This is a genomic window from Vibrio hibernica (assembly GCF_015223435.1).
GTDB lineage: Bacteria > Pseudomonadota > Gammaproteobacteria > Enterobacterales > Vibrionaceae > Vibrio > Vibrio hibernica.
On sequence record NZ_VHKO01000038.1, the window covers coordinates 15,566 to 27,179 of the forward strand.

Below are 11,614 nucleotides of genomic sequence, written 5' to 3' on the forward strand. Positions count from 1 at the left end.
CCCTAACTCCAAATACATTCATCGGCGTCTTTTTCAATCACTGCCAGTAAATGTAATACATCACAATGTACGGGATGAAATAGGTGAGCCTGCCACTTATCCTCTTTATGTGCTTCAGTGCGCACTAATAAATGCCATTGTTTCCCCGTCATATCATACTGTAATTTAGCCACTTCGAATTCGTGCTGACACCGCATCGAATCAACCGAAAACATGGCTTTATAAAAAATAAATTGTTCACCTTGAATATCGAAACTCGACTTCCCTTGCGTTAACGGCAAATTCTCATTACGAATATGACAAAGCTTTTCAGCCCTACGCTTTATTCTCTGCAGTTCTATTTCTGATGGCATATCAATATCGCCTTAAAATACAGACTTACATTTAATATAAGTATAGATGAAAATAAACCTCTTCTTTAGGTCTCTACCAAAGTTACTGTTTAGAGTTTCGTTATTTAACGCTAACATTTTTATTCACGAAAATGTCACATAACCAACATATAATACCCAATAAATCAATATTCATTCAATTTTTGGAGATATACATGTTACGTGTGATGCTCACGAGTTTCCTTTCTTCCTTGATCTGTATTTCGACTGCATATGCAAAAGATATCGTTGTATCAGGTTCTACTTCTGTCACTCGAGTTATGGATGTCTTGGCAGAAACCTATAATAAAACTCACCCAGGTTCATATATTGCAGTGCAAGGCGTAGACTCAACCGCTGGTATTATTTTAGCAACCAAAGGTGTCGCAGATCTGGGCATGAGTTCCCGTTATCTAACCGAAGCAGAACTCAGTAAAGATTTAACCATGACAACCATTGCTCACGATGGAATAGCCATTGCAGCCAACATTAAAAACCCTGTCAGTAATTTAACAACCGAACAACTCACCCAAATTTATCAAGGAAAAATCACAAATTGGAAGCAAGTAGGTGGTGAGGATAAAGGTATTGCCGTTGTCACTCGTGAGGTATCTTCCGGATCGCGATATAGTTTTGAAAGCTTACTTGGCTTAACCAAAATTATTAATGGCCATCTCGTATCCAATACCAGTCCAAAAATTTTGGTCGTAAATAGCAATGGCATGATGAAGGCGCTCATTAATCACAATCCTCAAGCGATTGGGTTTATCTCTATGGGTTCATTGGATAACTCGATCAAAGCCATTAGCTTCAATAATATCAAGCCGACATCAGCCAATATCTCCAGCGGAGAATATAAATTAAGCCGTCCATTTCTAGTGGTGCAAAAGAAAGATCGTCAAGATAAACCCATCGAATCTTTTTTAGCCTTTATTGTCTCTCCTGAAGGGCAAAAGATCATTATAGATTATGGGTACACACCGACGAAACTCTCCCATTAATCAGCATCAAAAATGTTATCTCCAAATGTAAAAAAGGCTTCAAATAATTGAAGCCTTTAAAGTATTCTAATTTTATTGAGGTTATTGCCCTAACTGACTCACAGTGTCAGACAAAGAATTCATTCCAGATTGCAGGCTATCTTTGGCATCTTCATAGCCATCTTGTACATCTTCCATTTGTCTAATATCCAGAAAATCCATAATTTGATCTTGATATTTAATGCCAATACCAACACCTATCGCGACTAAAATAAGTCCAAATACCAACTTGGTCATTTTCTTCCCTACTTCACATCTTTCAATTAATTTGACCTAATTTTACACAATAAAAACATTACGTCCACTCAAGCTGATATAAGTAATATATTCAATTAGTTATAGTTTACCAGTACTCGTATTAACTAAAAAAACCGGCAGGAAAGACAATGGAACAAGTTAGCAATACAAACTTAGAAGAGCTGGTTGAGCAATTTATCCAACTCGAGGTTAATTATCAGCAACAAGCTGTCGACTTATTAAAGTCTTTAGTCAAGAAGCAGCAAGCCGATAATGTCCCAATTCTTTCCGAGCAAGAAAAGCAATCTCTTTCTAAATTGTTTAAACTCTAAGCCATAAATAAAATATAGATAATCAGGTCGATTCGACTATTTGGAATTCATCTTGAAGTAGTACAGTGATATATGGATAATGTCGCTTTGAAAATAACCCAGATAAATTTTAGGTGTATATCGATGTCAACTGAAACCACTCTACTTGCTCGTAGCGAATCAAAATGTGAATTATGCTCTTCCACGTCTTCATTAGCTCCTTTTGTTGTTGCACCTCATACATTTGCTACTGTCGATCATGCTGTCATTCTTTGTGAGACATGCCGTATGCAAGTTGAATCACCAGAAAGCATGGATGTAAACCACTGGCGTTGTCTGAACGACAGCATGTGGAGTCAAGTACCTCAAGTTCAAGTGCTTGCATGGCGCCAGTTAACTCACCTATCACGTCAAGGTGAGGCTTGGGCAAATGAACTTCTCGATATGATGTACATGGAAGATGAAACCAAAAACTGGGCTGAAATCGGTATGGACGAAAACGAAGAGAAAGCCCGCGATATTAACGGTGTGATCTTACAAAAAGGTGATGACGTCACAGTAACTAAAGACTTACCAGTAAAAGGTTCTTCAACCATCATTAAGCAAGGCACAGTCGTTCGTGGCATTAGCCTCGATGCTGATCCACGTTTAATTTCTGGTAAAGCGAATGGCCAGTCTATGTACCTAATTGCTGAGTATTGCCGTAAAAAATAAATCGACGGATAAATAACACAATTTAGAATAAAGTGGCGTGATATTTTTTATAGTATCGCGCCATTTTTATGCCTAACGCTTTATCCATAAATCACGTCAATATTCATATAAATAAGTGCGTAGGCAAATTAATAATACAAAAAAGCCAGCACTAGGCTGGCTTTATCATTCAATATAAATATTTACTAGCTTATAGCTTAATATAAACCTAAGTCTTTACGTAAATGCTCTGACAATACTGAAGCATCATTGCTAACAGAATTCGTCATTTGAGGCTTTCCAAACAATACATCAGAAAAATGCTTAATCAATCCTTTGAAGCTAACCGAGTAGGTTTTCTGATCCATTAATGGCGTCACAACCGTAGTTAAAATTGCTTGTGTCATCTGGTATCTCACTCTTATTAACTTATCAATTTGCGGCGATAATACGAGCTATATTGAATAAGTAGAAATGAGAAAAATCAAGATTTCACATTAGTTTTTCTAATTTACAATTTAATAACAAACGGAATATTCACCATTATTGGTGATGATAATTTGTTCAATTAAATCAAATGATTACAAAAAATATCAATTGCGTTAAACATTTAGACTCACACGACAACAATTCATTAACAAACATGTTTTACTCAGAATGTTTATCAAAGCTTCAGACAGGTGGCAACTAATGTACTTATCGCTGACTAAATGAACTTAAAGCCTATCACTCCGCCACCCATTGTGCCTCGAGTAAAACGTGTTCATATTGCTTAATTCTACCTGTAAATATATCGCCTTGATGTATAACGCCAACACCGCTTGGTGTTCCTGTCATAATCACATCGCCATTTTCTAAGCTCGAATAACTCAAAATATCTTGCACAATATGATCAGGGGTATAAAGCATTTGGTTTACGCCACCCGCCTGAACTTTTACACCATTAATAAGCAGTTCAAGCGATAAGCCTTGCCAATTACCATCACTAATCGATACAAATTGACTAAGCACCGCAGAACCATTAAAAGCTTTAGCCCTTTCCCACGGTAATTGTTTTACTTTTAGGGTCGATTGTAATTCTCGCTTAGTTAAATCTAGACCAAACCCAACTGATTGAATTTTATTATTTTTAATTACAAAACAAATCTCACCTTCATAATGTAAAGGCTCTTGATGAAATGCTCGTAACGTAGTTGTAATAGATGAATTTGGTTTATTGAACACCACCATTTCATCTGGTATTGCATTATTGAGCTCTTTAACATGTTCGACATAGTTTCGACCGACACAAACCACTTTTGAAGGCTTTATTTTTTTACCATCGACAATAATGCTGTTCATATGATTTTTTCATCCTTATTGTTTGAGTAGTAACGATATTCCTTATCTAACTCACTGATCCCTAATCCACTTTTTTTATGAACTTTAATTTGCACTGGAATGCGCTCTTTCATGGCATCAATATGGCTGATCACCCCAATCATCTTCCCAGACGCATTCAAATTATCCAGTGCATTGAGCGCAATATCCAGTGTATCTGCATCTAATGTTCCAAAACCTTCATCTAAAAATAACGAATCAATACTGGTTTTATGACTCACGAGATCAGATAAAGCTAAGGCCAACGCTAAACTAACAAGAAAACTTTCACCACCCGAGAGCGTTTTCGTATCTCGCAACGTATCACCTTGCCAAGTATCGATAACACAAAGCGCCAAACCTTCTGCCGATAACGCAGGAGCATTTGAATCTTCACCTACCGCTGCCAATCCAGCTCGTTGGAGTAAATAACGACCATGCAGGCGAGTAAGTTGCTTATTGGCTAAATAGACTAAGTTATCAAGTGTTAAACCTTGGGCAAATTTTCTAAATTTATCCCCATTTTTAGACCCAATTAGTGAGTGTAAATATTGCCAATCATCATAGCTTCCTCGCATTGACTCTATCTTTTCAAATAAAGATTGCTGTCCTTTTCTACGTTGACTATCAGAGACTATTTCATGTTCTATTTGACCTACTCGATGAGACTTCAAATCCACGCTATCGGCTAAAGCCTTTAAACGATCTGCAATTTCTTCTGCCTGTACAAGCTTCCACTGAGTCGCATTATCTTGAGTAATGATTTGCTGATAATGAGCATTCGCACTTTCCAGTAAGGCGGTTTGGCGTTCAATTCTATTGTCTAAACTTTGCTGTAAGGTCATCAGTCTTTTTTGTTCATTTTCTGTGAGCAATGCATTTTCAAACGATTTTTGATCATCAAATGGACTTTCAGATAACTTTTGTTGCCACAAGCCTTCCCGCTGCTGGTACAAACCCGACTGTTGCAATAACTGTTGCGTCAACATCTCAATCTCGGCAAATAATTTTGTTTGCTGCGTATCGAACTGACTCAGCTTAACCTGAGCACTTTCAAATTGTTTTTCGGCTTTATCTAATGAGACCTGACTACTACGCTTCTCGTCCGCAATAACTTTATCGCCAAATAACTCGCGCCTTTCCTTCTCAAGTTGGTCGAACTTAGCCTGTGTATCCGTTTGATTCTGCTGAAGTTGGATTAATAACGTCTGCCTTTCTTGCTGCTGGAGTGATGCGCTCGATATTTGTTCTTGCAAACGAGCAAGTTGCTGCTGAAGTTGGATACTTGCTTCTTGATGCTGATTCCACAGCGCTATCGCCTGTTGTTTTCCTTCAAGCCACTTCGTCACGGATCCTAGCTCAAAATTATGCTGAGACTCTGAGCTTGGTCTTTCATGTCCAAATGCAGACCATTCATGGCTCAATTTTTTATAAGCTTCGCTCCTTTCCGTTTCTAATTCTTGATATTGATTTTCTATACCATGAAGTAAATCTAGTTGAGATTGTTGCTTATACCTAAAGGTTGTCAATTCTGATTGTGTTCGTTCTAATACCCGCTCACTGTTGAGTAAATTATCTTTTGCATTCAATAGCTGCTTTTCTATTTGCTTATATTGCGTAATTTGATGAGTTAACGCGTCTATTTCTCGTGGCAAATTTATTTCTAAACGCTTTAAAGCATCAGGATCATCTATTGATAAAGATGATAATGTTAAAGCTTTGTCACTCACTTTATTTAACCATTGCTGCTTAAGTTGAATGATTTTTTGCTCAGCCTGAACCTGACTCTGTTTTAGTTCCTCTATATAGCGACAAACGGATTCTAAACGTGTTCGAGACTCAATCCCTGACGCTTGAATCTCTTGCTTTTCTTTTTCTGCCTGCGCTTTGTTAAGGCTGATTTCTGAACGAGTTAACGCTTGGGTTGAAGTCAGTAATGGATGGTCTAAAGCGCCACATAAAGGACAAGGATCACCTTGCGATAATGAGGCTCGATAATCTGCAAGATGAGTATCTTGATCAATAAGTTGTGCGTAGCTTTTAATTAACGCTTCTTTCGTTTTATAGCTCTCGCGTAGTGCCGCGCATTGATCAGTTAATTGTTGTAACTGCTTATTTTGTTCAATGACGCTCGTTCCACTTTTTTCTATTTGATCAGATAACGTCAGCCAAGATTGTTGTATCGTACTTAATTGAAAGATTCGGTTAAGTTGCTGAGATTTTAGGGACACATTATGTTCAAGTTGAGTCAGCTTTCTTTGTCCCTGTTCTAACTCTGCATCCAGATGCTCAACACTAGTGCTATGAATCTCTTGCTGATCTAAATTGATTTCAGTTGCGACTTGCTGACGCCACACTTGATACGCAGATTGGTATAAAGCATGTTGACCATGTACTTCAATTTGCTGTTGGCTGAATTGTTTTTCACATTCCTCAACCTTCGTATTCAGCAATCCTTGTTGTTTTTTTTCACTTTCAATTTTGAGCCGCAATGCTGCAATGCTCTGATCATTTTTTGCTATATGCTGAACTTGCAACTGCCAAGTATTAATGTGCTGAGATAAATCCTGATCATTCGCATGTTGATCTAAATAATCTTGGTTTAATTGACGCTGCTTACCATTTTCTTGTTGCTGTATTTCTAACTGGAATAGGTGTGTTCGCCCTTGATCAAGTCGTAATTTTTGCTGATTAAAATCCGTTTTTTGCGCTTGTAACTGAGTATGGGCATGATTGATGTTGATATCCAAAGGATGGACTCTCTCATCAATCAAACTGAGTAACTCGTTGTGTTGTTGCTTGAGCATCTGATAATGAATATTGGCTTGCTCAGCAATTTGTGCAGCGCCAAGTTGATATGACTTTAACTCTACATGCTGCTTCTGCTTTACTTCTAGTTGCTCCTCTGTCTGCTTTTTTTGCACTAGTGATTCTTGCCATAGCTGAAATGTCATTCTAAGTTTTTCAGCAGGCTCACTATTGGTTAATCGCTGCAATTCAGGTTGCACTGCTTGCTTCGCTTGCGCCGCATTAATCATGTCATTTTCAGCATCAATTTTTGCTTGTTTTAGCTTGTCGTGTTGTTGCCACCATTGCAGATGCTGTTGCCATTGTTCTTGCTGCTTTTTATCCGTAATAAGCTCGCTTGATAATTGTATGCTCTCTGCATTTAGCGCTTGAATTTCTTCATCAGTTAAAAGCTGAACACCTTTTGCTTGTGATTCGAGTTCACTTAGGTTTTGCTTGGCGGCTGAAAAGTGCTCATGAACCCTTTCTGATATCTCACCATAAATTTCAGTTCCTGTTAGCTCTTCTAATAATTCTGCACGTTCCGCTTCTTTCGCATTCAAAAATGCCGCAAATTGCCCTTGAGATAACATCATTGATTTGGTGAATCGAGAGAAATCCAACCCGGTCAAAGACTTCATCAAGATGTCTTTTCGTTTCACTTGGCTCGCGAGTATCTTGCCAGATCTCACTTCCGCTAATTCCACAACGGCAGATTGTAAATTTCCATCGGCTTTACCTCGAGAGCGACGCATACTCCAAAAGGCTCGGTAAGCTTCTCCTTTCACTTCAAATTCAACCTCAGATAAACAATCTGAGCTACCGCGAGTCATAATTTCATTTGAAGATGTCGATATAAGACCTAAACGCGGAGTTTGATGATAAAGCGCCAAACAAATGGCATCTAACAAGGTGGTTTTACCCGCGCCTGTTGAGCCAGTGATCGCGAACAAGCCATTTTCAGCAAAGGGGGATTGGGTAAAATCTATTTTCCATTCGCCTTTTAATGAGTTCAAATTAGCAAAACGTACACTAAGGATCTTCACTTTGATTCTCCTTGCTGGCTTTTCGGACCATCGGTATCACTGGCTTCCGCAGCATCCAACATTGAGCCTTTCAACTCAATCTCTGATAGCACCACATTAAAATGATCAATAATTCGATCTTTCCTTTTTATTTCACCTTCAGATTCAAAGGATTCCAGCTCTAAACGTTTAATGAAAACATCTTGAGGACTAAGCTCTGCTAAGGTTTCATTTTTGACTTGAGAGAGCGCTTTCGCCTGCTTAGAACGAGTACGGCGCAGTTGCAGTACTTCAACATTTAGCCCTTCAACCATGAGTTGTATTCTTTGTTGTAGGTCAGACAAGTAATCTTGAATTTCCACATGAATACAAAGCCACACCGTTTGCTCTGATTGTGTAAATTGTTGAAGTTTCAACGCTATCTCTTCCAAAGTACCTTTTATAACAGCCATAGGTTGAAAGATAGGAATGCTAACAGGCGTTATTTTTTTATGTCCATCATTAAACTCAATCATAACCACTTGTTTATTTGGAATTTGTTGATAGGTTTTTCCATCGCTATTTTTTCTTCCATCAAGCTCTTTTATCTCATCAAAACCTTTAATCTCATCAAAGCTAAGCGGAATAGGAGATCCGCAATAACGAATAGATTCTGATTTAGCAACAATCTGAGGGCGATGAATATGCCCCAAAGCCATATAATCTACAGGAGGAAAGGCAGAGGCATCAAAGGCTTCAAGTGATCCAATATAAATATCACGAACCGAATCGGATGACGTGACGCCAACAGCGGTTAAGTGTCCAGTTGCAATAATGGGAATATATTTTGAGTTTGAAGTAGTGGTTTCAATCGATGTCTTACGTTCAAGGGCATGCTGATACAATCGTTCGTAGTGTTGTTGTATCGCTAAACCCAGGGCCTGTTTTTTATCGGTGCTGGAACTACCAGCCACACTTTGCACCACATCCCTCGGGCGAATAAAAGGGACCGCACATAAAACTGCGCCAACTTCTTTTGTCCTAGTCGATAACGTAATGACTTGGCTATCAATATCATCGTGAGTATTTGCGATCACATGTGTATTTAAACAAGCAAGTAACTCTTTCGATTCATTCAGCATTGAAACCGAGTCATGATTCCCACCAAGAACCACCAGTGAACAATCCGTATGATGGAGATCAACCACAAATTGATTATACATTTCACGCGCATAGCTCGGTGGTGAACCAGTATCAAACACATCTCCGGCAATAATGATGGCATCCACAGACTCTTTATCGACTAATTCAAGCAGCCATTGCAGAAATGATTGGTGTTCATATCGACGACTTTTAGTAAAAAAATTCTGCCCAAGATGCCAATCAGAGGTATGTAAAATTTTCATAAAATAGTGGAGTTACCTGTATGAAATGGAATAGCGAATTGTGCCACAAAAGCAAATGACAGGCATAAAAAAAGCCCAGGAAATATAACCTGAGCTTGTTACAAAAACCATTACAAAAGTAACAGCCAGCTATGCGTAACCATTAAATGATGTGCACTGCTGCCTAGTTGATCAGCGGCCAAACCAAAAACTAGACGTACACTCCGCAAACTATTTTTAAAATAGCTGTACGAATCACTACTCTGACCATAAAAGTTCAAAATAGTCCCCAGTCATACGCAACATCTGAAAATAATTTCAAATTAATATGAGTTGGGTCGCAAATACTAGCTCAGTTCGATGCTTTTGTCATTATCAACTCATCATGAAACCTTCATGTTTCTCATAAGATTTCGGCTTTATTCTGACTGTATTTTTTATATATTTTATTGTTTATATTGTCTGAGGTTCCAGCTTGCCAAAGTCCTTGATCGATTCCTTGTACCACCAAATAAATAACCGCAGCATCAATAGCAGACATTAAAGCAATATTAACGGGTTCGTTGTTTGTATAACCTAACTCGACTTCCAGTAAGTCTTTATAATCAATAAAACGGAAAGCTCCTGTTTGCATCTCTTGAGAGAAAATAGTTTTGCTCGTCGTAACACTCGACAATATTGCGCCACTTGATACATCAACAACGCGCAAACTTACCGTTACTTGATCTGTCCTATATTGAGTTGAAGCCCCAACCCCCAAATAACGCGCCCCCGCCCCACCGGTCTTAATGTTCGTATCATAAGCAACAATTCCACCTTCAATCATAACGTTAGCAGAACGTAAAGAGGCAATATTCGCCTGTCCTTTAGAACTACTTTGCGCAGCCCTAATTATTTTTCTTTCGGTCAATAAATTTTGTAATCCTTCACGCTCAAGTGGCACAAACCATTTTGAATCAATTAATGACATTATGAGCAGAGATATAGCGCCTTGAGGCACAGCAGTCGAAAAGTTACTGTTCGGTTGAGGCTTATATTGCCCTGTTTGATCTCTAAAATCGTAGATTGATACATACAGTTTCCCTTTTGGATCCGGTAAATGAATCAAATCTTGATACGTACTCCCACGCTGCATTAATTTGGGAGCTTCATCGGTATCAGGAATACTAAGAGAGTTAGAACAGCCCGCAACCATTATGACTGCGATGAATAAAAATAGTCTTTTCATGCGAATTCCTTGCACATTTAATCCATTATAAATCAGGGTTTAAACCACTCACTTCTATTTCTGAAGTTTCACCTGTCGCTTTATCAACAATTTGCACTGTTAATCGCCCATTGCTATCAACGATATTCAGAATAAAATCGCTGGTCTCCAGTTGGCCTGAATTTCCATTACCGACATCACCTAATAATTGGCTGATCAATCTAGACTCTAAACTTGATGCAAGGCGATCAATCGCAGACTCTTGCTCAAATCCACGATCTGTCGAAGGCGCTTTATAATCATTAATCGCATTCGCAACACCTAATAAATGCGCGGAATATAAAGGGTTTCCACCAAAACTTGGATTAATTGGGGTGTACACCATTTCTGTCGCAAAGCTTACATTTGAATATAAATAAATAAGCAACGCCCAACTCCATCTGTTCATATGTTTCATAGTCATTCCCTATTCTAATTCGCTATCGGCTAAGTCTGATTTATCACGATATTTCTGTTCTAACTTCCATCGTAATAAATACCGTTGTAGTGCTTGGACTGCATCAGCTGATTTATCTTCTGCTTGTCTTCTTCCTGGAGATAAAGCGGTTCTATAAATTGGTGTAGAAAAATGGAAAACCGTAATTATTGATCCAGATAAAGCAGTAGGTCTTTCCTTCACGAGAATATTTTCATCAAGTGTTGGATATTGTTCATAAATATCGCGGCTAAAAAATGAATAGAAATCTTCCCCTAAACGAGTGACTGTCCTATCAATAATAACTCCGCTTATTTCTTTAGATTCAAGTGGTTTCATATCGATACCATCGTCCTCAGCATATAAGCCGAACGATACCAACAATAACAAAATCACGCCTTTTCGAATCACAATGAACTCCTGGCCAGCTGTTGGCTTTTCGCCCACATGAGCGCTTGTAATCTATTTTTAACTTTAATTTTTTTAAACACATTATGGAGATGCGTTTTTACCGTATTCTCACTAACAAATAACTTTTCGGCTATTTGTCCATTCGAAGCACCCATCAGCAAAAGTTTCAAAATCTGTTCCTCTCTAGTGGTCAAGTTAGTAACCGCTTTAGACACATAGATCTCTTGCTTACGATAAAACTCAATCATGTGCTGAGACATATTACGGCTAAACCACATTTCACCTTCCAGCATCCGCTGAATTCCTACATTAATAGTATCTATAGTGTCACTCC

Annotated in this window: 13 protein-coding genes; 3 read left to right on the forward strand and 10 right to left on the reverse strand. The window is 38.4% G+C overall.

Annotation, left to right across the window (positions count from 1 at the left end; all coding sequences use genetic code 11):
• Positions 1-2: 2 nt before the first annotated feature.
• On the reverse strand, positions 3-353 hold the full coding sequence (locus FH976_RS12025) for a DUF3024 domain-containing protein (RefSeq protein WP_194091088.1): 351 nt from the start codon (positions 351-353) through the stop codon (positions 3-5).
• A gap of 194 nt (positions 354-547) precedes the next feature.
• On the opposite strand from FH976_RS12025, the gene FH976_RS12030 reads away from it, so the two are divergent.
• Positions 548-1,372 (forward strand): phosphate ABC transporter substrate-binding protein, encoded by an 825-nt coding sequence (locus FH976_RS12030; protein WP_194091089.1) that lies wholly within the window; start codon positions 548-550, stop codon positions 1,370-1,372.
• Positions 1,373-1,453: 81 nt separating this feature from the next.
• Here the strand turns inward: FH976_RS12030 and FH976_RS12035 are convergent, their stop codons facing one another.
• Positions 1,454-1,648: a YtxH domain-containing protein gene (locus FH976_RS12035; protein ID WP_194091090.1), complete on the reverse strand. Its 195-nt coding sequence runs from the start codon at positions 1,646-1,648 to the stop codon at positions 1,454-1,456.
• Between the two features lie 149 nt (positions 1,649-1,797).
• Here FH976_RS12035 and FH976_RS12040 point away from each other — a divergent pair, with 149 nt between their 5' ends.
• On the forward strand, positions 1,798-1,980 hold the full coding sequence (locus FH976_RS12040; RefSeq protein WP_194091091.1) for a hypothetical protein: 183 nt from the start codon (positions 1,798-1,800) through the stop codon (positions 1,978-1,980).
• A gap of 123 nt (positions 1,981-2,103) precedes the next feature.
• The gene (locus tag FH976_RS12045; RefSeq protein ID WP_194091092.1) at positions 2,104-2,673 is read left to right on the forward strand and encodes a PhnA domain-containing protein; all 570 of its coding nucleotides are present in this window, start codon (positions 2,104-2,106) and stop codon (positions 2,671-2,673) included.
• 197 nt (positions 2,674-2,870) lie between these two features.
• Here FH976_RS12045 and FH976_RS12050 read toward each other — a convergent pair whose 3' ends face one another.
• The 8 genes from FH976_RS12050 to FH976_RS12085 form a co-directional block, all read right to left on the reverse strand.
• Entirely contained in the window at positions 2,871-3,059 is a 189-nt protein-coding gene (locus FH976_RS12050) for a hypothetical protein (protein ID WP_194091093.1), read from the reverse strand.
• A 319-nt stretch (positions 3,060-3,378) separates the two neighbouring features.
• Positions 3,379-3,993 (reverse strand): fumarylacetoacetate hydrolase family protein, encoded by a 615-nt coding sequence (locus FH976_RS12055; RefSeq protein ID WP_194091094.1) that lies wholly within the window; start codon positions 3,991-3,993, stop codon positions 3,379-3,381.
• Entirely contained in the window at positions 3,990-7,844 is a 3,855-nt protein-coding gene (locus tag FH976_RS16110) for an AAA family ATPase (RefSeq protein WP_194091095.1), read from the reverse strand. The genes FH976_RS12055 and FH976_RS16110 overlap by 4 nt, the downstream gene beginning before the upstream one ends.
• Positions 7,841-9,208 (reverse strand): exonuclease subunit SbcD, encoded by a 1,368-nt coding sequence (sbcD, locus tag FH976_RS12065; RefSeq protein WP_194091096.1) that lies wholly within the window; start codon positions 9,206-9,208, stop codon positions 7,841-7,843. Before sbcD ends, FH976_RS16110 begins: the two co-directional genes overlap by 4 nt.
• A gap of 382 nt (positions 9,209-9,590) precedes the next feature.
• Positions 9,591-10,415 (reverse strand): CsgG/HfaB family protein, encoded by an 825-nt coding sequence (locus tag FH976_RS12070; RefSeq protein ID WP_194091097.1) that lies wholly within the window; start codon positions 10,413-10,415, stop codon positions 9,591-9,593.
• A 25-nt stretch (positions 10,416-10,440) separates the two neighbouring features.
• Positions 10,441-10,842: a curli assembly protein CsgF gene (locus FH976_RS12075; RefSeq protein WP_194091099.1), complete on the reverse strand. Its 402-nt coding sequence runs from the start codon at positions 10,840-10,842 to the stop codon at positions 10,441-10,443.
• Positions 10,843-10,860: 18 nt separating this feature from the next.
• Positions 10,861-11,280, reverse strand: coding sequence for a CsgE family curli-type amyloid fiber assembly protein (locus FH976_RS12080; protein WP_324187431.1), 420 nt, complete (start codon positions 11,278-11,280; stop codon positions 10,861-10,863).
• Positions 11,277-11,614, reverse strand: a 338-nt coding sequence (locus tag FH976_RS12085) for a response regulator transcription factor (protein WP_194091098.1), incomplete at its 5' end; no start/stop codon positions are given. The genes FH976_RS12080 and FH976_RS12085, both read right to left, overlap by 4 nt.